Raw genomic sequence first — 24,232 nt, 5'->3', positions numbered from 1 at the left:
GCAGCCTGCCGACCATGTCAGAGTCCAAAGCGCAGAGGTAATGGCGGCCCAGCAACCCGGCGACAGCATCAAGGCAAGTCTGCTAGTGCTCAATGACTGGGCGGGGGAGGAGATCAACCGGTTCAATCCCTACCGACTGTCAGATCTGACAGGGTTGGTTGAGTAGGGAGAGCTAAACTGATAAGGCGTTCTCTGTGATGCCGAGTAGGCGTAAGAAAGGCCCCCTCACCGAGGGGGCTTTGTTTTGCCTCTCATCTGGCGGCCTGAGCGCTCCGCTACGGCATCGACCCGCGAACCGCTCCCGACATACTCCCTGATCCTCAAGCATCGACCCAGAGCGGCAGACGCCGCTTACCGACCCCTGCCAGTACCCAGCGCGCGCAGTTGAAGCCCCGCCTCGCCTGCCCGCTTTGTGTGTGGAAAATCACTCACTTGAAAGATCAGCCACATGCCACGTCATATCTGGTGCCGGATAGCGACAACACCCTCGAAGAAGTCCTTCAGAATCCTTCAGAATCCTTCACTTTCCTGTAAGTCAGCGCATGTTCTACATACCAAATCGTTCGGACATGGCGTTAAGGTCTTTTTTGGTTGTGGTTACGGCTGTTTTGACTGATTTCGTGAGCATTCCGGGATGCAGTTCACAGAATCATCTTGATAGATAATTTTGTGTCCCTAGACGCGAGCGGTGATTGTGTGCATCATAATCAAAGATAGACATAAAAATGTCTAAAGAGGCGTACGATGATTCTTAACTATAGCTTTGAAAACTTTTTCTCATTCTCAAATGAGACCACAATAGATCTAACATCAACTCCTAAAGCGACAGCGACACTGTTTGATCTACCATTGTCAGATAACCTTAAATTAAATAAGGTTTCTGCTTTTTTTGGTGCAAATGGTGCTGGTAAGTCTAACCTCCTAAAACCATTGGCCTTTTTGTCTTGGTTCTTTAACTCCTCATTCACTGAATTAAACTCCGATGCGGAAATACCAATAAAACCCCATTTCTCTAGAGAAAATGACAATATTAAAATAAGTGTTGATTTTCTTTCAAGTCCAAAAAATTTGGCGAAAAGCCTTCATTTTAAATATAGTGTCGAACTTAACCAAACACGCGTTATCCATGAGTCGCTAAAGCTTAAAACATCAAAATATTTTAGTGGTGTATTTGACAGAAAATATGATGAAGCTGAAGACAAATATATTTATCACACAAGTAAAAAATACTTCAAACTCCCACATGATGTTTTAGCGTCAACTCCAAGCAATACATCTCTAGTTTCATTTATTTATCGTCTGTTTGATAAGTCATCAAATGCAGATAAAGAACTTGAAAAAAATGATGACCTATTTTCACGATTGATAGCCATCATGGCTATGACATTTGCAATTTTCAGCAGCAATCTATGCGTCAATGGAAGAATTGAGCGAGATGTCGATGAAATGTTGATGGATAACTCTGAGCTTTACAGTAAAGACAAAGTTGTTTTTGAAAGAACATCCCAACTAATTTCAGAGTTTGATATCGGCATTAGTAAATTAGATATTGTAGATGAAGATGTAATCACCCCAAAAGGTGAAAGGAGAAAAGTTAAAATGCCATATGCATCTCATATGCATAATGGTCAAGAGTATGCACTACCTCTTATATATGAGTCTAGTGGTACTAAGTCTGCTTATAATATACTTCATTCCATTGTGAGCAGATTGGTTTACGGTGGCGTGGCTATTATAGATGAGCTTGATAATGACCTACATCCATTGCTACTTATTGAAGCTATAGATTTGTTTAAAAACCCTGAGACAAATCCTCACAATGCGCAGCTTATTTTTAGTACACATACACCAGAGGTTCTAAAACACCTGAAGAAACATCATTGCTTCATAGTGGAAAAAAGCAACTCTGAATCTGAGGTCTGGAGGCTAGATAGTATAGAGGGCATTAGAAGCCAAGATAATCTATACACAAAATATATGAGTGGTGCTTTAGGTGGTATTCCGATGGTGGGTCGATAATGAAAAGAAAAATGCGGCCAATGCACACCACTATCCTAGTGGTGTGTGAAGGCCTGACCGAAAAAATATTTGTTGAGTATATCCGAGGGATATACTCAGAAGGGAAGGCAAAAGTTAGAGTTATCTCTGCTGATGGAAAAGGCCCCGACAATGTAATTAAACATGCAATGACCATATTTAAACAGGATGGTTATAACCATTGCTGTGCACTTTTGGACTTGGATCTTCCTTGGCCACCAAAATTAGTTAAAGCAGCCAAGGCAAAAAAAATTGTTTTAATCGGCTCTAATCCATGCATTGAGGGATTATTTTTAGACATTCTATCGAACAAGGTACCAATTGACAGCCTAAACTGTAAGCATCAGTTTAATACCAAAAAAATAGGTGACAACAGTATTATAACCAAAGCAATTCTTAGCAAAATATTCACAAAAGAGATTCTAGAGTCTCGCCGTGAAAATATTAAGGCACTCAACGATCTATTGAGATGTATGGAAGGAGAGATTAATGAAGTGATTAAAGATGGTGGTGCATAATTTCTTCGTGGAAGGTAGCAAAAGAGCCATATGCCAGTATGCCCTCGCGTGAAGTCTCCTGCTTCATATCGCAAGTGCTACCTCCCCTATCCCTGCATCCCATCTGCCAAACAGACCCACTTCGCTTGAGATGACCGTGATCCTCAATGGAATGTTTTTGCCTCTACGCACTCCATTAGTGCTGATTATCTACCACTGAATACTCGCCGTTAGATGTCACAGAGCCCTCAAGGGTTTGTTGCTTGGGGTATTTATGGAGGTATCAATCAGTCAGGAACAAAATTTTATTTAAAAGCAGTTTGATATCGACTTAATTCGATAGAAATCTCAAACCTCTTACACTTCCCTTCACCCGAATTTGGCCAGCGCGGGCGATCTGTAGGAAAGGCTAAAATCGCTTATTTTGCCTGTTTCGTTTCTTATGTTGATCACTGGCCCACAGGGTTGAGTCGTTAAGTCTTCGGTGGTTGAGGGCCTTTGGGGTGACCCTGGAGCGGTGAGCGCTCAACGTTGAGCCTGTACCCATTAATGTACCCATACAGAAAATCTGTTCATTAACATCTATTATTTTCAACGTGTTAACAGTCACACTCAACAATCAGATCCAGAACATCGAGTGATCTCCCTCATCGATGCACCAGCCCCCGACACGCGGGGGCTTTTTTATGTCATATCCCCAGTGTGATCAACGGCATGGCCCCAGTCGGGCCGCTTGTGGCAAGATAGGTGACTGCCTTTCACCGAGTCCCTGTCCGCCATGAATCTACCCAGTTATGAAGCCATGATGCCTGCGGTGCTCAAGGTGCTGGCCGATGGTCATGCCCGTCCCCTTAGAGAAGTATTCGAGCGGGTTTGCCAACACTATGCCTTCACCCCGGAACAGCTAGCAGACACCTTGCCAAGTGGCCGCCAAACCACCATCCGCTCCCGGGTCGGCTGGGCCAAGACCTATTTGGTCAAAGCGGGTCTAATCGAGCAACCCAAGCGGGGCATTTGCCTTATCACCGAACGGGGTAAGGCGGCACTAGTCTCGGGACATGCTATCGACAACCACTATCTGGCCCAATTCAACGAGTTCGTGGCGTTTACCCTGGCCTCCAGTGAAAGCATGGGCAATCCGTCCCGGATCGTGACGGACGCAACGACACAGTCCACGCCAGAACAGGCCAGCACCCCTCAAGAGCAGATTGAGCAGGCGCTGGCCGCCATCAATCAGTCCCTTGCTGATGACTTGCTGGCCGAGATCCTTGGTCTTTCCCCTCGCTTCTTTGAACAGCTGGTAGTCGATCTCATGGTGGCCATGGGTTATGGCGGCAGCCAGCAGGATGCCGCACGCACCACACGCTACAGCAGCGATGGCGGCATCGACGGCATCATCAAGGAAGACAGACTCGGACTCGACTCTATCTATCTGCAGGCCAAGCGCTACACCGACAAAACCGTTGGGCGTCCCGAGATCCAGTCTTTCGCAGGCGCCTTGGATCTGCACAAGGCCCGCAAGGGCGTCTTTATTACCACCTCCAGCTTTAGCCGTGAGGCGCAGGAGTATGTCGGACTGATTGAGAAACGCATCGTACTGATCGACGGACCCCGACTCGCAGCCCTGATGATCGAATACGGCGTCGGCGTCACCACCCGCCAGACCCTCACCATCAAGACCCTGGATTCGGATTACTTTCTGGAAGATTGAACATGGACAAGAGCAATTTCGAGTTTCTCAAAGGCACCAACGACTTCCTCTATGCCATCGCCTGTGCCGCCGAGAACAACTATCCGGAGGATCCCAATACCACCCTGGTGAAGATGCGGATCTTCGGCGAAGCCACCGCCAAGCATCTTGGCAAATTGTTAGGCCTGCCTGCGACAGAGAGTCAACTCGACCTGCTAAGAGAGCTCGGCAAGATCAACTTTGTCGATGACGGCATCATGAGGGTGTTCCATACCCTGCGCCGAACCGGTAATAAGGCCGTTCATGACTATCACAACGACCTTGATGATGCCGCCATGACCCTGCGCCTCGGTTTCCGCTTGGGGGTCTGGTACTACCGACTGATCAGCAAACAGTATGATTTTGCCGCGCCCATTTTTGTGCTGCCGCAAGGGGAGCGCCACGACTATCACCAGGAGGTGATGGCGCTGAAGCAAGAGTTGGAGCAGCGCAGCCTAGCCCAGCAACAGACAGCAGCCGAGATCGCAGCCCAACACCAACAGCTGATAGCGCTCAATGGCTATATCGCCATCCTCGAAGGCAAGCAGCAAGAGACCGAGGCACAAACGGCAGCGCGGATCGCTGCCCTGGAGGCCCAACTGGCAGCCAGGGAGGCTGAACTGGAGAAACTGAGCGTTGCCGAACGCACAGTCTACCGCAAGCAGGTCATGGAATTTGCAACCACGCGCTCGCTCGATCTGAGCGAGAGCGAGAGTCGCTATCTGATCGATGCCCAGTTGCGCAAAGCAGGCTGGGAGGCCGATAGCAAACAGCTCAAATTTGCCAATGGCACCCGCCCGCAAGCTCGCCGCAATATGGCAATTGCCGAGTGGCCTACGGCTGAAGATGAAACGGGTAAGCGTGGTTTTGCCGACTACGTGTTGTTCGCAGGGCTTGTTCCTGTCGGCATCATTGAAGCCAAGAAGGGCAACATTGATGTGGCAGGCAAGCTCACGGAGGCTTACCGCTACAGCAAGTATTTCGATATGGCTCACCTCAAGGAGGAGCTCTATGCATCAGCCACCGACGTGCAGGCCCATGATCAGGTCACAGAGATGCATGCCAGTTACCTACGCCAGTGGCATGAACCCGGCAGCCCGGTGAGCTACAAGGTGCCATTTTGCTTCTCCGCCAATGGCCGCGAATATCGCGCCGCCATGAAGAGCAAGAGCGGCATCTGGTATCGGGATGTGCGCCACCCCGGCAATATGCCCAGAGCCCTGCCCGAGTGGCATCGCCCCGAAGAGCTGCTGGCCATGCTGGCGCGAGATCCCCAGCGCAACAACCTCTGGTTTGCCAGCCACAGCGATATGAGCGAACTGGGGTTGCGCTACTACCAGGAGGAGGCAGTACAAGCCGTTGAGCAGGCCATCATCGCCGGTCAGCAAGATATCCTGCTGGCGATGGCGACCGGTACGGGCAAAACCCGGACCGCCATTGCCCTGATGTTCCGTCTGATCCAATCACAACGCTTCAACCGCATCCTGTTTCTGGTCGACAGAACCTCCCTCGGCAAACAGGCATTAGGCGCCTTTGAAGATACCCAGATAAGCGGCGATACCTTCAACGCCATCTTCAATATCCAGGGGCTGACGGACCGTTTCCCACAAGACAGCACCAAGATCCACGTCGCCACCGTTCAGTCACTGGTCAAGCGCACCCTGCAGAGCGATGAAGTAATGCCGGTTGGCCGCTACGACTGCATCATCATCGACGAAGCACACCGGGGTTACATTCTCGACAAGGAGCAGACCGAGGGCGAGATGGCCTTTCGCAACCAGCTCGACTACATCTCCGCCTACCGTCGCATCATCGACCATTTCGATGCGGTCAAGGTGGCGCTCACCGCGACCCCGGCGCTGCACACCATCGATATTTTCGGCGGGCCATCGCGCCAGCCGGTCTATCGCTACAGCTATCGCAAAGCGGTTCTCGACGGCTATCTGGTGGATCAGGAGCCGCCCATCCGCATCATCACCCGCCGCAGCAAGGAGGGGGTCTACTTCGCCAAAGGGAGTCAGGTACATCGCCTGAGCAATCAGGGTGAGCTGATTGACGATACCCTCGAAGATGAACAGAACTTCGAGGTGGCCAACTTCAACCGTGAACTAATCGCCTCCAACTTCAACCGGGTCGTCTGCGAGGAGCTGGTCAATCACCTCGACCCCACCGGCAATCAGAAGACCCTGATCTTCTGCGTCAACAACAACCATGCCGACAACGTGGTCGACGAGCTGCGCACCGCCTTCAAAGCAAAATGTCCGGCGCTGGAACATGATGCCATCATCAAGATCACCGGTGACGCCGACAAGGACGCCAACAAGGTGCAATCGATGATCACCCGCTTTAACAAGGAGCGGCTGCCCAACATAGTGGTCACCGTCGACCTGCTCACCACAGGTATCGACATCCCCAGCATCTGCAATCTGGTCTTCATGCGCAAAGTGCGCAGCCGCATCCTCTATGAGCAGATGAAGGGGCGCGCGACCCGTCTCTGCCCCCAGGTAGGCAAGAGTGCGTTTCGCATCTTCGATGCCGTCGATATCTACGCCACCCTGGAGCAGGTCGATACCATGCGCCCGGTGGTGGTGCGCCCTGACGTCCCCTTGCAGACCCTGGTCAACGAGATCACCGACTCGGAAACCTATCAGGTGAAAGAGGCCGATGGCCGCAGCTTTGCCGAGCATAGCCACGAGCAGCTGGTGGCCAAGCTGCAGCGCATCAGCAACCAGGCCAGCTACAACCGCGATCGCTCAAAAGAGGTGGCCGAACAGCTGGCGCGCCTCGATGAACTCTGCCGCGAGTCGGCTGGCTGTGATTTCAACCAGCTGGGCCGAACCTTGCGCAGCAATGGCCCGCGCTGGTCTGCCGAGGTGTTCAACCAGTTACCGACCCTGATCCCCCGCCTTGAGCACCTCAAACGCACCATCAACAAGCTGCGGGATCTGCCCATCTTCAGCGATATCGATGATGAAGTGATTGAAGTGAGCCGTGCCTATGGCGATCACGACAGTGCAGAGGATTTTCTCGATGCCTTCGATCAGCTGGTCAGCCGCTCCCAAAACGAGCAGGCCGCCATCGACGCCATCATCAACCGCCCGCGCGATCTCACCCGCAGCGCGCTGCTGCAACTGCAGGAGTGGTTCGATAAAGAGAACTACAACGACTCGACCCTGCGCGCCGCGTGGAAGGCCGCCAAGAATCAGGATATCGCCGCCCGCCTGGTCGGCCATATTCGCCGTGCCGCCATCGGTGACCCCCTTCAGCCGTTCGAAGAGCGGGTAGACAGGGCGTTGGCCCGCATCAAGGAGCAACACGACTGGAACAGAGAGCAGCTCACCTGGCTCGATCGTCTGGCCGACTCCATCAAGGAGAAGGTGGTACTCGATGATGACACCTTCAAGGTGGGCAACTACCGCCGTCGTGGCGGCAAACCCAAGCTGATGCAGCTCTTTGATGACAAGCTCGATGAGCTGCTCGCCGAGTTCAGCCAACTGATCTGGGATAAGCCAGCCTGAAACGGGTACAATCCTGCCCACTGTGGTGGTGCCTGATACGGGTGCCCCACTCACTTTGTACAAGGCGGCCTACAGGCCGCCTGCTCAACGAGAAATACCGATGAACAACACCGATCTGGTCGCCAAGCTCTGGAAGCTGTGCGACAACCTGCGCGACGGCGGCGTCTCCTACCAGAACTATGTCAATGAACTCGCCTCCCTGCTGTTTCTCAAAATGTGCGAAGAGACCGGACAGGAGGCAGATCTGCTGCCGGAGGGGTATCGCTGGCGCGATCTCACCAGCAAGCTGGGGCAGGAGCAGCACCGTTTCTATCGCAACATGCTGGTTCAGCTCGGGGTTGACGATCACGCCATCGTTCGTGCCATCTTCCAGAACGTCAACACCACCATCACCCAGCCCGCCCAGCTTAGCGAGCTGGTCAGCAACATGGACAAGCTCGAGTGGTTCGACGGGGAAAAGGGCAAGAGCCGCGACGACTTCGGCGACATGTATGAAGGGCTGCTGCAGAAAAACGCCAACGAGACCAAATCTGGCGCCGGTCAATACTTCACCCCGCGCCCGCTCATCAACGCCATCGTGCAGGTGATGCAGCCCGCGCACCGCGAAGTGATCCAGGATCCCGCCGCCGGAACGGCTGGCTTTCTGATCGAAGCCGACCGCTATATCAAGGCCCACACCCGGGATCTCGATGATCTCGATGAGGCGGATCAAATCTTCCAGATGAAAAAGGCTTTCGTCGGTCTCGAGCTGGTGCCGGAGACCCGCCGTCTGGCCCTGATGAACTGCCTGCTGCACGATATCGAAGGGGATGACCAGCACGGCGCCATTCGCCTTGGCAACACCCTCGGCAAGGATGGCGAGACCCTGCCCAAGGCTCACCTTATCCTCTCCAACCCGCCCTTTGGCAGCGCCGCGGGCACCAATATCACCCGCACCTTTGTCCACCCCACCAGCAACAAGCAGCTTTGCTTTATCCAGCATATCTACGATGCGCTCGAATCAGGTGGCCGTGCCGCCGTGGTGATCCCCGACAACGTCCTGTTTGAAGGGGGCAAGGGCACCGAGATCCGCCGCGACCTGATGGACAAGTGCAACCTGCACACCATACTGCGTCTGCCCACCGGCATCTTCTATGCCCAAGGCGTCAAAACTAACGTCCTCTTCTTCCAGAAGGGCACCCCGGACAATCCGGCGCAAGACAAAGGCTGCACCAAGACTGTCTGGGTCTACGATATGCGGGCCAATATGCAGACCTTCGGCAAACGCACCCCCCTCACCCAGGCGCATTTTGCCCCCTTTATCGCCGCCTATGGCCGTGACAAGAACGGTCAGTCACCGCGCAGCGAAGGGGTCTGGCAGCAATTGGGCGAATTGCCGCAGGAAGCTGTGCAGGCGCAGAGCCTGGAAACCGCCCGCTGGCGCAGCTTTAGCCGGGAATGGATCCGCGATAACAAGGGGGATTCCCTCGATATCAGCTGGCTGAAGGACCAAAACAGCGTTGATGCGGCCGACTTGCCGGAGCCAGCGATATTGGCAGAGGAAGCAATGTCGGAATTAAGTGATGCGCTCTATGATATGCACTCTTTGTTGAAAGAACTCGATATGCCATTTTCTGCCAATCGCAAGCTGGTTGAACTCGGCAAACAGTTTGGAATAAGCAAACAAGCAGCACGCAAAGCCATTAAGGAGCGAGACAGTGAGTAATTCTCTTCCGCAGGGCTGGGCATCATGCACTCTGGCAGACATAGCTGCTGTTAACCCAAAAACAGTAGCTGATGAATCTCTTATCGCCGGTTTTGTACCCATGTCACATGCTCCCACCAGTTATCATGGTGAGCTGCTATTTGATGAAAAACCTTGGGGGGAAATAAAAAAGTCCTACACCAATTTTCAGGATGGCGATGTTATCTTCGCCAAGGTGACCCCATGTTTTGAAAATGGTAAAGCAGCTATTGTTGATGATTTACCAAATGGGATAGGGGCTGGCAGCTCCGAGTTTTATGTACTTCGTCCTCATTGCAGTGATATTTCACAGAAGTTGCTGTTTGCACTTATAAAAACGCATGCTTTTATGCAAGAGGGTGCCACCAATATGACAGGCGCGGTCGGTTTGCGCCGTGTGCCCAAGTCATTCGTCGAAACATTTCCAATTGTTTTGCCACCAGCAGCAGAGCAAAAAGAGATTGCCGACCGGCTCGATATATTGCTTGCTCAGGTTGAGGCCACCCAAGCCCGTCTAGCCCGCATTCCGGATATTATCAAGCAGTTCCGTCAATCCGTGCAGGCCGCTGCGGTGAGTGGCAAACTGACAGAAGAATGGCGAAAACCGTGTCCGTATCAAAGTATCAACAAAGACCTTACCGCTCCTTCATGTTGGAGTAAATGCTATCTCGGTGATATTTTAAATTATGTAACGAGTGGATCTCGTGGTTGGGCAAAATACTACTCAACCAATGGTTCGCCATTCATTCGCTCGCAAGACATAAGTGCGGATAAATTAATTATTGAAGATGCGGCATTTGTAGACTTACCAGCTAAAGCCGAAGGAACCAGGACTAAGGTTGAACCGTTTGATTTGTTAGTCACTATTACTGGTGCAAACGTAACTAAATGTGCATTAGTTGAGGTTGATTTAGATGACGCTTATGTAAGTCAGCATGTTGCTCTTATCCGGCTTGCAAATAGTAGCAATGCTAAGTTTCTTGATTTGGTCTTAAAAGCGCCCAATGCAGGGCGTAAACAATTAACCTCCATGGCTTATGGTGGAGGTAAACCTGGGTTGAACTTACAGAATATTAAAGACGTTACTTTTGCGTTGCCTTCTCAGGAAGAACAAGCCGAAATCGTCCGTCGGGTGGAACAACTGTTTGCCTATGCCGATTCCATTGAACAGCAGGCCAAGGCGGCCAAGGTGCGGGTCGATAACCTGACCCAGGCCATTCTGGCCAAAGCATTTCGTGGTGAGCTGACTGCCGACTGGCGTGCCGCCAACCCGGATCTGATCAGCGGTGACAATAGCGCAGCCGCCCTGTTGGCCCGCATTCAAGCCGAGCGGGCCACTGCCAAGCCGCGTAAACGGGCATCCAAACCAGCTATCAGCCCCACATCATCAGGAGTCCCCCAATGACCCCAGCTCGCTCTTATAAAAATCGTTCCCGCCGCCTGCGCAAAAAACTCCATGTCGGCGAGTTTCAGGAATTCGGTTTTCAACTCATGTTTAGCCTGAAGCCTCAGCTGGTGAGTTTTGAAGAGGCGCTCGATCGCTGGCTTGAGTTTATCGAGTCGCAAGGCTGGGGCTTCGGTGGCGGTGGCACCCTCTCGGGGCACGAGATCGACGGCTATCTCTGCCAGCTTGCCGGGGGCACGCTCACCGAATCTGATAGGGAGCAGACCGCCCAGTGGTTGGCCAGCCAGCCCTGGGTTGCCTCCCACCAGGTCGCGCCCTTGAGCGATGCCTGGTACGGCCCCTGGGAAGCGTAACGGTTTTCATGGGGTGAGCCGCCGGACTCTCCCTGGTAAACGAACGAGCGGCAGCCCCCTGCCCAACACCCCGTTCAAACTGCATCTCCCCTTTGAAAAAAGAACGGGCCTGCAAGTACAGGCCCGTTTTGTTACTGATAACCACCTGTTCTTGCCAAGGGGCGGCTTTTATCCGTTGGATGCCTTGAACTTGCGGCTGCGCAGCAGCAGGGGGAGCTGGTAGAGCACCAGAGCACCCAGCACCAGGCCGGCGCCGGCCAGCTTGGCGGGGCCCAGCGGCTCGTCATAGAAGAGGGTGCTCAGGATAAGAGTCCAGACCGGTTCCAGCAGCATCAGCAGGGCGGCGTGGGCCGTGGTCATCCGGCTCAGGGCGTGGGTGAGCAGCCAGTAACGCAATGTGGTGGCGATCAGGACGCTGGCCGCAAACCAGCCCCAGATACCAGTGCCGATGCTGGCGGGCCACTGCTCGGTCAGCAGGGAGAGCAGGGTGCCGAGCAGTCCGGTCACCGCCAACTGGATGCAGGTGAGCCAGGTAGGAGGGATGGACTGGGCGAAGTGGCGGTGCACCGCGAGCTGGACCCCCAGAGTGGCGGCCGCCGCCAGAAACCAGAACAGGGAGAGCGACACGCCCCAGTGGGTGCTGCTGGAGAGCAGCAGCAGACCCGCGACGGCCACGGGCAGAGTCAGCCAGTAGTGACGGCCGGGTCTGGCCTTGAAGGCGGCCCAGGCGGCGAGCGGCGCCATCAGGGTGGCCACGCTCATGATGAAGGCGCCACTGCCGAGGGCATCGCTCTGGCTGATGGCGGTAACCCAGAACAGCAGGCTGGCCCCGAGCAAGGTGCCGCACCCGGCGGCGCGCAGCAGTTGTGAGCCACTGGGGGGCGGCTCGCGCAACCAGGCGAGCGGCAACAGCAGCAGGGCGGCCAGCAGGAAGCGGCTGCCGATAAAGGCGGCGGTGGGCAGTTCACGAATCGCCTCTTTCGAGAAGAGCCAGCCAGCGGCGGCCAGCAGGGTGACCAGTATCATCAACAGCAGGGGAGCGCGGTTCATCGGAGCATCACAGGGTCAGGGGCAAAGGGCAGAGCATAAAGGAAAGAGGCGCGGATTGTCTCCCGGGGTTTGGCAGACATGCTGGCGGGGCGGCCACCACGCCACCCCGCCTCAGTCGTCACTTTCCAGGCTGGCGAGGCAATGGGAGAGGGTGCGCGCCAGCGCCCCCTGGTTGCGCAGCACCACGGCGCGGGCCTGCTCCCCCATCTCGCGGCGGGCAGGGGCATCGCCGAGCAGGGTGCTCACCCGATGGCCGAGCGCCTCGGCGTCCGCCACCACGGCCGCGCCCCCCTGGGCTACCAGCTGGCGGGTGATGTCGCTGAAGTTGAAATAGACGGGGCCAGTCAAGCAGGGTTTGCCCAGCGCCGCCGGTTCCAGCAGGTTGTGACCGCCCACGGGCACCAGGCTGCCACCGACAAAGGCGAGATCCGCCGCCGCCAGCATCAGCGGCAACTCGCCCATGGTGTCACCCAGGTAGATCTTGTCGCTCTCGCCGACCGCACTGCCCGCCGTACGCCGCACGCAACCGTAGGGGGCGCACAGCTCGGCCACCCGTTCGAAACGCTCGGGATGGCGCGGCACCAGGATCAGCAGGGCGGAGGGGTGGGCCTTGAGCACCCGATCGAAGGCGGCCAGCACCTGCTCGTCTTCCCCCTGGTGGGTACTGGCGGCGATCCAGACAGGTCGTGCCTCCCCCAGTTGCTGGCGCAGGGCACGGCCCCTGGCCTGCACCTCGTCGCCAAACTGGATGTCGAACTTGATGGAGCCGGTCACCGCCAGTCGGTTGCGCCCTATCCCCAGCCGATGGAAGCGATCCGCATCGTCCTGATGCTGGCACAGCAGGTGGGTCAGCGGGTGGCTCAAGGCATCGAAGGCCCCCTGGAAGCGACCATAGCGCTGACAGGATCGCTCCGAGAGGCGGGCATTGAGGATGGTCACTGGCAGGTGCCGTGCCTCGCAGGCCGCCAGCCAGTTCGGCCACAGTTCGGTCTCCATCACCCAGAGGGCACGGGGCTTGACGGTGCTCAGAAACGCCGAGATGGCCCAGGGATAGTCGAGAGGCGCATAGCGGTGCACCACCAGATCCCCGAGCTTGGCCGCCTGTTCAGCGCCGGTGCGGGTGGTGGTGGTGAGCAGGATGGGCAGCTCGGGGCGCTCGGCCTTGAGGGCGCGGATGAAGGGGGTGATGGCCAGGGTCTCCCCCACGCTCACCGCATGGATCCAGAGGGGAGCCTCCTGTCCGGTCGGCGGCAATCGTCCCAGATGCTCGGCCCAGCGTGCCCCGAAGCCGGGCTTGCCTTTTTTGGGCTTGTAGAGCGCCAGCAGCGCCAGGGGCAACCCCAAGTGGATCAGCAGGTTGTAGAGCAACCGGTAGATCATGCTAGCTATTACCTGGTACAGCAGCGGAGGATTCCACCGGCTGCCGCACTATGGTCAGATCTGCCGTTTCCCCACGCTCCAGCCGATTTCCCGCCTCGATGACCTGTTCCGGCATCAGCTCGATCAGGCACTTGAGGTGGCCGAACTTGCAGGTGCGCTTGAAGCAGGGGCGGCACTCGATGTCGGTGTGGACGATCTCGACCCTGTCCGCCAGCGGTGGGGTATAGAGGGGCGAGGTGGAGCCGTAGACGCCGATCAGCGGCCGGTTGAGGGCGGCCGCCACGTGCATCAGGCCCGAGTCGTTGGCGATGACCCGACCGGCCAGCGCCATCAGATCGATCGCCTCGTGCAGGCTGGTCTTGCCCGCCAGCACGTGGCAGTTGGGGCGCGACAGGGGGTTGATCCGATCGCGGATGGTGTTGGCCACGTCCACGTCCTTGCCCGAACCGAAGATCCACACCTGCCACCCCTCGTCGAGGTGCTTTTGCGCCACCACGGCGTAGTGCCCCTCCGGCCAGCGTTTGGCCGGGCCGAACTCGGCCCCCGGACAGAGCACCAGCACGGGGCGGGCACGATTCAGGCCGAGCCGCTCCAGCGCCTTGCCCTGGTTGATGAGATCCACGTTCAGGGAGGGATGGGGAATAGCGGGAATGTCGTCCCGACTCTTCATCTGCCCCTTGGGGTAGGCCAGAGCCACATAGCCTTCCACCATCAGCGGGAAGGCCTGCTTGTTGTTGCGCATGTCGTTGAGCAGACCGAAGCGGTGCTCCCCCTTCCAGCCGGTGCGCACCGGGATCCTGGCAAACCAGGGGATGAGGGCCGACTTCATGGAGTTGGGCTGGATGATGGCCTGATCGTACTGCTCGGCGGCCAGCTGCTTGCCAAGGCGGCGGCGTGCCCCCAGCTTGAAGTCACCGTGGCCAAGCGGCATGGGGATGGCCTTGTCCACCTCGGGCATGCGCTCCAGCAGCGCAACGCACCAGGCCGGCGCCATCACATGGAGCTCGCTGCCCGGGTGGTTGCTCTTGAGCGCCTTGTAGAGGCTCTGGGACATCACCATGTCGCCGACCCAGGAGGGGCCGATCACCAATATCTTCATCGCGCGTCTTCTCTCGGGACTGGCCCGGCTGTTGATCGTTACTGGGCGAGATTATGCCCCAAGAAAGGCCGAAGAAATAACAGAAGATTCCCGTCTGCTCCCGCAAAACGCCTACCTGGCAGGATCTGCTCCCCCGCGCATCCCTCCTGAGGCCCTCTTCGACCCGGACACAGCGAGCCCTGGGCCACCGACTGCCGGGTAGCAGAGATCTCCCTTCCCCCGCATTCAAAAGCGGGCCCACCGGGCCCTCGGGTCATGCCCCGCGCGGGGTTTTAGGCTAGAATGGGCGCCAATCCGAGCATGACCCGCCCGCCGGGCACCAACAAGAGTCCCTTGCCTGTGAAAAAACCGACCCTGGCGGCCGTCCTGATCGTCAAGAACGAAGCCGACAACCTCCGTGCCTGCCTCGCCTCCCTCGAAGGCCTGGCGGATGAAATCGTCATTCTCGACTCCGGCAGTCAGGATGACACCCCGGCCATCGCCGCCGAATTTGGCGCCCGCTTCTTCGTCAACACCACCTGGCCCGGTTTCGGCCGTCAGCGCCGCCTCGCCCAGTCCCATGTCCAGTCGGAGTGGGTGCTGTGGCTGGACGCGGACGAGCGGCTCACCCCCGAACTCAGGGAAGCCATCCAGGGGGTCATGGCCAACCCGGCCAGCGACACCATCTACTCCATCCCGCGCCTCTCCTGGGTGTTCGGTCGCTTCATCCGCCACAGCGGCTGGTACCCGGATCGGGTGCTGCGCCTCTACCCCAAGGCGCTGACCGGCTACAACGAGGCGCTGGTACACGAGAAGGTGGAGGTGCGCGCCAACATGAAGATCGTCAACCTGCAGGGCGACCTCCTCCACTACACCTACCGGGATCTGGAACACTACCTGGTCAAATCCGCCGGCTATGCCCGCGCATGGGCCGATCAGCGCACCGCCCGCGGCAAGAAGGGATCACTCGGCCAGGGGCTAGTCCACGCCGTCGGCTGCTTCCTCAAGATGTACCTGCTCAAGGCCGGTTTCCTCGACGGCAAGCAGGGCCTGCTGCTGGCCATCCTCTCCGCCCACTCCACCTTCGTCAAATACGCCGATCTCTGGGTTCGCCAGCAGCCCCAGCAGCCGAAATAGGGCATCGCCCCACAGATCTCATTCATGACTCACCCCTTGTTCCAGCGGGACAAGGGGTGAACCCCATTGCCATGGAGCGGGCGCAGCCCTCGCGGGGCCGCTCACGGCGCAAACCTGGGCGCCACGGACGAAAACTGGCCGCTATAAGCCGAATGCATGGATATTGGCAACATGACCCGACTCCGGCTTATACCGCAAGTTTCCCCTGCCCGGGGCCCGGGCAGGCCCGTCAAGGGGGCTGTCGGGAGCCACGCCCGGTAGGCTGGCCTGCCAGCAGGGCGCATCCCCATACAAGACAGGGCCCCGTGGGGCCCTGTCTGTATGTTCTGTGTGCGCTCTCAGCGCTCGGCGCGCCAGAAGGGCGGCGCCCAGCGGGCGATCGCCGCCGCCATGGCCTTGGGATCGAGCTGGCTCATGTCCTCCGGGTGGTCGCTGTCTTCCGGCGGGCTGAAGGGCAGATGGCGCCCCTCGCCGTTGAGCGGCCGCCAGCGCAGCGGCGTCGCCGAACGGTGTGCCGGGAAGAAACCGACGGTCGGCACGTCCATGGCCGCGGCGATGTGCAGGGGCCCAGTGCTGCCCGCCACGAACAGGGCGGCGTTGGCCATCACCTGGCAGAACTTCGGCAACCCCTCGTCGGAACGATAGATCCAGCCGTTGCCCCCATGGGCCAGCAATTCGGCCGCCAACTGCTCCGCCTTCCCCTCCTCCCCCGGGCCTGCCGTCAGCACGCACTGCAACTCGGGACAGGCCTGGTTGAGCTTGATGATGAGGCGCGAGTACTGCTCGATGGAGAGGTTGTTGGCCGAGCCGCCGCTGCCCGCATGCACCATCAGCCAGGGGCGGCTGGCGTCGAGCCTGAGACGGGCGGCAACCTGCTCGCGCACCTGCAGCAGGCTCTCGGGGTCGAAGTCGAGGTAGGGGCCCTGTGGCTCTACCACGGTCTGATGCTGATCGGCGAGGAAGCGGCGCACCAGATCCAGGTTGTATTCGTACTCCGGCTTCTGGGAGCGGGAGCGGCGCTGCACCAGGCGCTGGTTGTAGAGCACCTGGGCCAGCTTGGTGGCCGGGGCCAGCCGGTAGGGAATGTGCGCCTTCCACACCAGCTTGGCATTGCGGGTGTTGGAGAAGAGGCAGATGGAAGCATCGAAGGCGGCCGCCTTGATGCGCGCCAGCAGGGCGCGTTGCTGCTCCTTGTCGGCCCGGGCACCCGGATCCAGGATGATCTCGTCGATCCAGGGGCAGAGGCGGGCCAAGGGCGCCGTGTAGGCGGGAACCAGGGCAGTCACATGACACTCCATGGAGCGCTTGAGCATGGCAAAGCTCGGCCACGCCAGCATGAAGTCACCAATCTTGTCATTGCGGACTACCAGAATACGTTTCATAAAAAATCCCTATGCTCCCTGTCACCAGCGAAGGAGGCTTGATGCGCGATGCGGGTATTCTTGCCTGATGCAGGGCGATTCTCAAGCGAAGACGCCACGGGGCTCCGATTTGTGCGACCCCGGCCGCCGATCAACGCCAGAAATCCGCGCCATCCCGGTCGCGACAAACCGGCAACAGCCCCTATAATGCGACCAGTTTTCCGGTTTCAGGAATCAGCAGCATGACCAACAAGGTAATCTATCCCGGCACCTTCGACCCCATCACCAACGGCCATACCGATCTCATTGGCCGCGCCGCCAGACTGTTCGACGAGGTGGTGGTCGGGGTGGCCAACAGCCCGAGCAAACGGCCGCTGTTCGATCTCGAGGAGCGCGTTCAGCTGGCCCGGCAGGTGACGACTCACCTGCCCAACGTCAAGGTGGTGGGCTTCTCCGGCCTGCTGGTGGATTTTGCCAGGGAGCAGCAGGCCAACGTGCTGATCCGCGGCCTGCGCGCCGTCTCCGACTTCGAATACGAGTTCCAGCTCGCCAACATGAACCGTCGCCTGATGCCCACCCTGGAGAGCGTCTTCCTTACCCCGGCGGAGGAGAACTCCTTCATCTCCTCCACCCTGGTGAAGGAGGTGGCGCTGCACGGAGGTGACATCCACCAGTTCGTCGACCCCCTGGTGGCCCAGGCCATTGCCGCCAGACAGCAGCGCTAATCCCTCCCCTGATGGGCAGAAACGAACAAGGGCTACCCGCACCCGCGGGTAGCCCTGGTTGCATCAACGCACTGCACGCCTAGCTGCGGGCAAACTGCTGGCGGATCGCCAGCTCCAGCTGATCGAGCCACTCGTAACGGCGCCGGTACATGGCCCGCTTCTTGGAGGCGATCTCCTCCAGCGGCTTGCGCACCACGGGTTGCAGCCGCACGAAGTTGGCGTCCTGATCGAGGGCGCCAAACTCCTGCCACAGCTCGTCGTAGTCCGCCTGCAGGCAGGCTTTCTTCTTCTTGCTGTACCGTCTTGCCTGGAAGATGTGGGCCTTCATGCGCACCGCACAGACCCGGTGGGCCCCCATGGCCCCGGCCAGCGCCATCACCAGCATCACCACCAGCGACTTGGGTCTCAGACCCTGACCCGTCCGGGTCAATGCCCGCACCTGCTCCTGGGGCTGCTCGACACAGGGCTCTGGCCCCTGCACCGACCCGATCACCAGGGCCAGCTCCTGTTCGTTGCCCGCCAGGGAGAAGGCACAGCTGTAGAGTCGCTCCCCCCGCGCGTTGACGATGGAGAGCGCCAGCTCCGCCTCCCTGCGGAAGGTGCCGTCGTGACGCAGCACGATGCGCCAGCCGCCATCGGGATAATGGCCCAGCACTATCCCCTCCCCCAGATAGAGCGGGTCGATGAGCTCGGGGTACAGGCCCAGCAGCAGGCGGTAGTGATCCTCCACCATCTTGACCCGCTGGTTCACCGTCGAGCAGGCGAAGCGATAGGGGCGCATCGGCTTGTCGAGCAGCTCGGGGTGGCGGGCGGGAAGCGCCCGCAGGGGGGCGCTCTGGAACAGCTCGAACACCCGGTTCAACTGCGCACGGTAGAGCAGACTGCGCAGCAAAAACTTGCCGCGATTGAAGGTCTTGCGGGCGCTGTCTTCGGGATAGAGGAAGCGGGCCATATCGTGGGCACAATAGTGCCCCTGCCGGGATAAATGTTCCCAGTCTATTGATTTAGCTGTCATTTTATTACCTCGCAGCCTGAACTGGCGAGATAGTAGTCATGGGCTGACGCCGCTTCAACAGACCGGAAATACTCTCTTACAACTTGGCCGGTTCCGGCTCAAAAATCCCACTTTCAGCGTTGGCAGTGGGAGCAGAACACCGTGGTTCGCTGGCCCATCTTCACCTCGGTGAGCAGGGTGTGGCAGTGGAAACAGGGCTGGCCGCCACGGCCGTAAACCTGCAGCTGCTGGACGAAATAGCCCGGCTTGCCGTCGGCGCTGGTGAAATCCTTGAGGGTGGTGCCCCCCTGGCGAATGGCCTCGGCCAACACCCGCTTGATCTCGCTCACTAGGGTGCCCAGCCGCTCGGCGCTGATGTTGCCCGCCGCCCGCCTGGGATGAATGCCGGCGGCATAGAGCGCCTCGTTGGCGTAGATGTTGCCTACCCCGACCACCACGTGGTTGTCCATCAGGAACTGCTTGATGGCGGTGCTGCGCCCCTTCGCCCGCTCCCGCAGGTAATCGGCATGGAAGGCGTCGGTGAGGGGTTCCGGCCCCAGCTTGGCGAGCAGGGCATGGGCCTCGGCCGGTTCGCGGGTCCACAGCAGGGCGCCAAAACGGCGCGGATCGTTGAGCCGCAGCAGCTTGCCGTTGGCCAGCTCGATATCCACGTGATCGTGCTTCTCGGCCGGGGTGCCGATGTCCAGCACCCGCAGGCTGCCGGACATCCCGAGATGCAGGATGGCGGTGCCGAAGTCGGTCTCCAGCAACAGGTATTTGGCGCGGCGGCTGACGCGGTGGATGACGAGATCCACCAGCTCCTGGATCTCGCCGGGCACGGGCCAACGCAGGCGGCCGTCCCGCACCACCACGCGGGTCACCTTGATGCCGGTAAGCCAGGGGGAGATGCCCTGGCGGCTGACTTCGACTTCCGGTAATTCAGGCATGGGCGATCTCTCGTTCTCGTTCAGGGAATGGGACGCATCAGGTCACGGTATTGCGCCTGACTCAGGCTGAGCCAGGTCGAGGAGGGCAGCAGAGCGGCAAACTTGCCGTCGTCCTGATAGAGCCCGACTTCCACCGGATCACTCTGTCCGGCGATCCAGATCTTGAGGGTCACCGGGGTGCCGCGCACGGGCTCGCCGGGGGGCAGCAGCCAGCCTTGCCACATCTCGATGCGGGCCGCCAGCTGGGCGCTGCCAAGCCCCAGATCCGGCGCGCTGCGCCAGCCCTGGCCGATACGCTCTATCTGCCAGCTCGGCCCCTGCCAGGTCAGCACCACGGCGCTCTCCGGCAACAGCGGACGCGCGCGTTTGGCACTGTTCTCCTGCTGGGCCTGCTCCAGTCGGTGCAACAGGGTAATGACGATCAACACGACCACGATGATCACGTTGTTCCAGCCTTTGCGGCTCAGTTTGAACATGGCTAGCCTCCCTTCGAATCGGCAGTGTACTGAATTCCAGCCATAAAAAAACCCGGCACGAGGCCGGGTTTTTGCAGCGAAACCAAGTAATTACTTGATTTTGCCTTCTTTGTAGATCACATGCTGACGAATCACGGGATCAAATTTCTTGATCTCCATTTTTTCGGGCATGGTGCGCTTGTTCTTGGTAGTGGTATAGAAGTGACCAGTACCGGCGCTGGAGTTCAGGCGAATCTTATCGCGAATACCTTTAGCCATGATCTAATTCCTTATACCTTAACGCCGCTGGCACGCAGTTCAGCCAGAACCACTTCAACGCCGCGCTTGTCGATGATACGCATGCCTTTTGCGGATACGCGCAGGCTCACGAAGCGTTTTTCACTCTCAACCCAGAAACGGTGAGTGTGCAGGTTCGGCAGGAAACGACGCTTGGTAGCGTTGTTAGCGTGCGAACGGTTGTTACCAACTGCCGGGCGCTTGCCGGTTACTTGGCATACTCTAGACATGTCAGTCTCTCCAAATCTTACTTCATTGCTCGAGCAAATATCTGCCCCGCTGGCCTTCGATTGCGGGGCAAACAGAAGGCGGCATTTTATACAGCATCCGTGATCAAAGATCAACTAATACAGTGCCAGAGCCCAGTCACAACCAACCACGCTCTGCGAAAGAAACCGTGATGCCATCACCGATCACCAGGTGATCAAGCACTCTGATATCGACCAGGGCCAGGGCGGCCAGGATCCGATCCGTGATCTGGCGGTCCGCCCGACTGGGCTCGGCCACGCCGGACGGGTGATTATGCGCCAGAATCACGGCGGCTGCATTATGTTTGAGCGCGATCTGCACGATTTCTCTGGGCCAGACGCTCGCCGAGTCGAGGGTGCCGTAAAAAAGTTCGACAAACCGGATGACCCTGTGCTGGTTGTCGAGCAGCAGCAGGGCGAACACCTCCCGCCCCCGATCCCGCAACTGGGCTTGCAGAAAGTCACGGGTAAGCCCGGGCGAGGTGAGCGCCTCTCCCCGTTGCAACTGTTCGGCCAGATGGCGCCGCCCCATCTCCAGTACCGCCTGCAACTGGGCATACTTGGCAGGTCCCAGCCCGTGAGCGCCACAAAAATCCTGCTGCTCGGCTCCCAGCAGTGCCCGCAGGGAACCAAACTGCTGCAACAACTGGCGAGAGAGATCCACCGCACTCAACCCACTGACCCCGGTGCGCAAGAAGATGGCCAGCAGTTCGGCATCGGAGAGCGTCGCCGCCCCTCGGCGCAGCAGCTTTTCCCTCGGGCGCTCCTCTTCCGGCCACTCCTTGATGCTCATTTGTCTCTCCCTGATGGCTATTGAGAGAAAACATAGCAAAGAATCCCGCGAGCCCGACCACAACTCCCCCATGTCAGCCTCTGTCGCCACCCATTGCCTGTGCTATCTTAGCCGACCAGTCAGAGTGAGCCGGAAGAGAAGCAGCAGATGAGATTGGCCGATAAGCGCATCCTGTTGGGTGTCAGTGGCGGGATCGCCGCCTACAAGAGTGCCGAACTGGTACGTCGCCTGAAAGATCAGGGGGCCGAGGTGCGAGTGGTGATGACCCGCTCCGCCAAGGAGTTCATCACCCCGCTGACCCTGCAAGCCGTCTCAGGCCACCCGGTGGCCGACAGTCTGCTGGACCCGGCTGCCGAGGCGGGCATGGGCCACATCGAACTGGCCAAGTGGGCCGATCTGGTGCTGATCGCCCCCGCCAGCGCCAACCTGATGGCCCGCATGGCCGCCGGCATGGCGGACGAGCTGCTCACCACCCTCTGCCTGGCCACCCCGGCGACTGTCGCCCTGGCGCCAGCCATGAACCAGCAGATGTATCGCAACGCCGCTACCCAGGCCAACCTTCAGACCCTAGCCGAGCGCGACATTCAGCTGTGGGGGCCAGACTCCGGCAGCCAGGCCTGCGGCGATGTGGGCCCGGGCCGGATGCTGGATCCCCTGGAACTGGTGGAACGCTGCTGCCAGCAGCTCGCCGCCGAACCGCTCCTGGCAGGCGTCAGGCTGCTGCTCACCGCCGGGCCGACCCGCGAGGCGCTGGATCCGGTGCGCTATATCAGCAACCACAGCTCCGGCAAGATGGGCTACGCCATCGCCCGCGCCGCGCGCGAAGCGGGCGCGGAGGTGACCCTGGTGAGCGGCCCGGTGGCACTGACCACCCCGGCCGGCGTTACCCGCATCGATGTGGAGAGTGCCCTGCAGATGCACGAAGCAGTGATGAGCCGGGTCGGTGAGTGCGACCTCTTTATCGGCTGCGCTGCCGTCGCCGACTACCGTCCCGCCCAGGTGGCCGAGCAAAAGATCAAGAAGACCGGCGACAACGACCAGATGCAGCTGACCCTGGTCAAAAACCCCGACATCATCGCCGATGTGGGGGCGTTGTCAGACAAACCCTTCACCGTCGGATTTGCCGCCGAAACCGTGGATGTGGAACAATACGCCCTCGACAAACTTCGACGTAAGCGGCTGGACATGATCGCAGCCAACGATGTGTCCCGTGCAGGCCAGGGTTTCAATGCCGATGACAACGCCCTGACCGTCTTCTGGCAAGGGGGTCAAGCCGCCCTGCCCCTGGCCGATAAGCTGACGCTCGCCCGTCATCTTGTCGCCCTGATTGCACGCCATTATCGACCCTGAGCCCATTGAACATGCCGGGAGCCCCAGGCTCCTGCAGTACCACCCGATCGCCAGGCGATCCAATTGAAAAAGATTCATGACGACACAAATTGAACTGAAAATCCTGGATGCCCGCATCGGCACCGACTTCCCGCTGCCCGCTTACGCCACACCGGGCTCCGCTGGCATGGACTTGCGCGCCCTGCTGGATGCCCCGCTGACCCTGGCCCCTGGCGACACCACGCTGGTGCCGACCGGGCTGGCCATTCACATCCAGGATCCGGGTCTGTGCGCCACCATCCTGCCCCGCTCCGGCCTCGGCCATAAGCACGGCATCGTGCTGGGCAACCTGGTCGGCCTCATCGACTCCGACTACCAGGGTCAGTTGATGGTCTCGGTCTGGAACCGTGGCAACGACAGCTTCACCATGCAGCCTGGCGAGCGCATCGCCCAGCTGGTGATCCTGCCGGTGGTACAGGCCAGCTTCCAACTGGTCGACGAATTCAATCTGAGTGAACGGGGTGAAGGCGGGTTTGGTTCTTCTGGTCGCCAATAACAAGACCACACGGCCCCCTGGGGCACGTGCCAAATAATAGAATCAAGCCATTGTTTTTTTAGGGGAATCCATGGCAAGCAGTAACCAGAAACAGAGTCGGCGCGATCAGATCCTGCAGGCACTCGCCCACATGCTGGAAACCAGCCCGGGCCAGCGCATCACCACGGCACGCCTCGCGGCCGAGGTGGGCGTGTCCGAGGCGGCCCTCTACCGGCATTTTCCCAGCAAGGCGAGGATGTTCGAGGGGCTGATCGACTTTATCGAGGATTCCCTGCTGTCACGGGTCAACCTGATCATGGCCGAAGAGAAGGACACCATGGCCCGCTGCCATCACATACTGCAGCTGCTGCTGGTGTTCGCCGAGCGCAACCCCGGCATCACCCGCATTCTCAATGGCGATGCCCTGCTGGGCGAACACGATCGGCTGCGGGATCGCATCAGCATTCTGTTCGACAAGCTGGAGACCCAGATCAAGCAGGTACTGCGCGAGAAACGGCTGCGGGAAGGCCAGGGCTTCCAGCTCGACGAGACCATGCTGGCCAACCTGCTGCTGGCCTATACCGAGGGCCGCATCAGCCAGTTCGTCCGCTCGGAGTTCAAAATCAAGCCCACCGCCGGGT

General features: G+C 58.7%; 22 protein-coding genes. 12 read left to right on the top strand and 10 right to left on the bottom strand.

Annotated features, from left to right (window positions below):
- The first annotated feature begins 744 nt into the window (after positions 1-744).
- The 7 genes from BN1120_RS20840 (at position 745) to BN1120_RS12945 (ending at position 11,262) form a co-directional block, all read left to right on the top strand.
- On the top strand, positions 745-2,019 hold the full coding sequence (locus BN1120_RS20840) for an AAA family ATPase (RefSeq protein ID WP_080768021.1): 1,275 nt from the start codon (positions 745-747) through the stop codon (positions 2,017-2,019).
- Positions 2,019-2,555: an RloB domain-containing protein gene (locus BN1120_RS20835; protein ID WP_080768020.1), complete on the top strand. Its 537-nt coding sequence runs from the start codon at positions 2,019-2,021 to the stop codon at positions 2,553-2,555. Before BN1120_RS20840 ends, BN1120_RS20835 begins: the two co-directional genes overlap by 1 nt.
- A 757-nt stretch (positions 2,556-3,312) precedes the next feature.
- The gene (locus BN1120_RS12965; RefSeq protein WP_042016412.1) at positions 3,313-4,245 is read left to right on the top strand and encodes a restriction endonuclease; all 933 of its coding nucleotides are present in this window, start codon (positions 3,313-3,315) and stop codon (positions 4,243-4,245) included.
- A gap of 2 nt (positions 4,246-4,247) precedes the next feature.
- The gene (hsdR, locus tag BN1120_RS12960; RefSeq protein ID WP_042016410.1) at positions 4,248-7,781 is read left to right on the top strand and encodes a type I restriction-modification system endonuclease; all 3,534 of its coding nucleotides are present in this window, start codon (positions 4,248-4,250) and stop codon (positions 7,779-7,781) included.
- A 100-nt stretch (positions 7,782-7,881) separates the two neighbouring features.
- Positions 7,882-9,486 carry an N-6 DNA methylase gene (locus tag BN1120_RS12955; RefSeq protein WP_042016409.1) on the top strand — a complete coding sequence of 535 codons (1,605 nt, stop codon included), beginning with the start codon at positions 7,882-7,884 and terminating at the stop codon, positions 9,484-9,486.
- Complete coding sequence (locus BN1120_RS20830) at positions 9,479-10,909, top strand: restriction endonuclease subunit S (RefSeq protein ID WP_080768019.1); 1,431 nt, start codon at positions 9,479-9,481, stop codon at positions 10,907-10,909. Before BN1120_RS12955 ends, BN1120_RS20830 begins: the two co-directional genes overlap by 8 nt.
- Positions 10,906-11,262, top strand: a complete 357-nt coding sequence (locus tag BN1120_RS12945) for a 50S ribosome-binding protein YggL (protein ID WP_042016407.1) — start codon at positions 10,906-10,908, stop codon at positions 11,260-11,262. Before BN1120_RS20830 ends, BN1120_RS12945 begins: the two co-directional genes overlap by 4 nt.
- 168 nt (positions 11,263-11,430) lie before the next feature.
- Here BN1120_RS12945 and BN1120_RS12940 read toward each other — a convergent pair whose 3' ends face one another.
- From BN1120_RS12940 to waaF, 3 genes are all read right to left on the bottom strand, one after another.
- Complete coding sequence (locus tag BN1120_RS12940) at positions 11,431-12,312, bottom strand: DMT family transporter (protein ID WP_042016405.1); 882 nt, start codon at positions 12,310-12,312, stop codon at positions 11,431-11,433.
- A gap of 111 nt (positions 12,313-12,423) precedes the next feature.
- Entirely contained in the window at positions 12,424-13,692 is a 1,269-nt protein-coding gene (waaA, locus tag BN1120_RS12935) for a lipid IV(A) 3-deoxy-D-manno-octulosonic acid transferase (RefSeq protein ID WP_042016403.1), read from the bottom strand.
- 1 nt (position 13,693) lies between these two features.
- Entirely contained in the window at positions 13,694-14,791 is a 1,098-nt protein-coding gene (gene waaF / locus BN1120_RS12930; protein ID WP_042016402.1) for a lipopolysaccharide heptosyltransferase II, read from the bottom strand.
- 339 nt (positions 14,792-15,130) lie between these two features.
- On the opposite strand from waaF, the gene BN1120_RS12925 reads away from it, so the two are divergent.
- Entirely contained in the window at positions 15,131-15,907 is a 777-nt protein-coding gene (locus tag BN1120_RS12925; protein WP_010676108.1) for a glycosyltransferase family 2 protein, read from the top strand.
- A gap of 338 nt (positions 15,908-16,245) precedes the next feature.
- Here the strand turns inward: BN1120_RS12925 and BN1120_RS12920 are convergent, their stop codons facing one another.
- A complete protein-coding gene (locus tag BN1120_RS12920) occupies positions 16,246-17,289 on the bottom strand; it encodes a glycosyltransferase family 9 protein (RefSeq protein ID WP_042016401.1) in 1,044 nt (347 codons plus the stop codon).
- A 221-nt stretch (positions 17,290-17,510) separates the two neighbouring features.
- Here BN1120_RS12920 and coaD point away from each other — a divergent pair, with 221 nt between their 5' ends.
- On the top strand, positions 17,511-17,993 hold the full coding sequence (gene coaD / locus BN1120_RS12915; protein ID WP_042016399.1) for a pantetheine-phosphate adenylyltransferase: 483 nt from the start codon (positions 17,511-17,513) through the stop codon (positions 17,991-17,993).
- 79 nt (positions 17,994-18,072) lie between these two features.
- Here the strand turns inward: coaD and BN1120_RS12910 are convergent, their stop codons facing one another.
- From BN1120_RS12910 to radC, 6 genes are all read right to left on the bottom strand, one after another.
- A complete protein-coding gene (locus tag BN1120_RS12910; protein ID WP_042016398.1) occupies positions 18,073-18,945 on the bottom strand; it encodes a VirK/YbjX family protein in 873 nt (290 codons plus the stop codon).
- A gap of 176 nt (positions 18,946-19,121) precedes the next feature.
- Positions 19,122-19,934, bottom strand: a complete 813-nt coding sequence (gene mutM, locus BN1120_RS12905; protein ID WP_010676112.1) for a bifunctional DNA-formamidopyrimidine glycosylase/DNA-(apurinic or apyrimidinic site) lyase — start codon at positions 19,932-19,934, stop codon at positions 19,122-19,124.
- Positions 19,935-19,954: 20 nt separating this feature from the next.
- Complete coding sequence (locus BN1120_RS12900) at positions 19,955-20,410, bottom strand: hypothetical protein (RefSeq protein ID WP_042016396.1); 456 nt, start codon at positions 20,408-20,410, stop codon at positions 19,955-19,957.
- Positions 20,411-20,500: 90 nt separating this feature from the next.
- Entirely contained in the window at positions 20,501-20,668 is a 168-nt protein-coding gene (gene rpmG / locus BN1120_RS12895; protein ID WP_005323752.1) for a 50S ribosomal protein L33, read from the bottom strand.
- 11 nt (positions 20,669-20,679) lie between these two features.
- Entirely contained in the window at positions 20,680-20,916 is a 237-nt protein-coding gene (gene rpmB / locus BN1120_RS20825; protein WP_005307492.1) for a 50S ribosomal protein L28, read from the bottom strand.
- 136 nt (positions 20,917-21,052) lie between these two features.
- On the bottom strand, positions 21,053-21,727 hold the full coding sequence (radC, locus tag BN1120_RS12890; protein WP_039040991.1) for a RadC family protein: 675 nt from the start codon (positions 21,725-21,727) through the stop codon (positions 21,053-21,055).
- A 147-nt stretch (positions 21,728-21,874) separates the two neighbouring features.
- Here radC and coaBC point away from each other — a divergent pair, with 147 nt between their 5' ends.
- From coaBC to slmA, 3 genes are all read left to right on the top strand, one after another.
- Positions 21,875-23,077: a bifunctional phosphopantothenoylcysteine decarboxylase/phosphopantothenate--cysteine ligase CoaBC gene (gene coaBC / locus BN1120_RS12885; protein ID WP_042016394.1), complete on the top strand. Its 1,203-nt coding sequence runs from the start codon at positions 21,875-21,877 to the stop codon at positions 23,075-23,077.
- A 76-nt stretch (positions 23,078-23,153) separates the two neighbouring features.
- Positions 23,154-23,612 (top strand): dUTP diphosphatase, encoded by a 459-nt coding sequence (gene dut / locus BN1120_RS12880; RefSeq protein WP_042016392.1) that lies wholly within the window; start codon positions 23,154-23,156, stop codon positions 23,610-23,612.
- Between the two features lie 70 nt (positions 23,613-23,682).
- On the top strand, positions 23,683-24,232 hold a 550-nt coding region (gene slmA / locus BN1120_RS12875; RefSeq protein WP_080768018.1), incomplete at its 3' end, for a nucleoid occlusion factor SlmA.

Source organism: Aeromonas caviae (genome assembly GCF_000819785.1).
GTDB classification, from domain to species: domain Bacteria; phylum Pseudomonadota; class Gammaproteobacteria; order Enterobacterales; family Aeromonadaceae; genus Aeromonas; species Aeromonas caviae.
The sequence above is the reverse complement of the archived record's forward strand: the minus strand, read 5'-3'. Positions and strand labels throughout refer to the sequence as shown.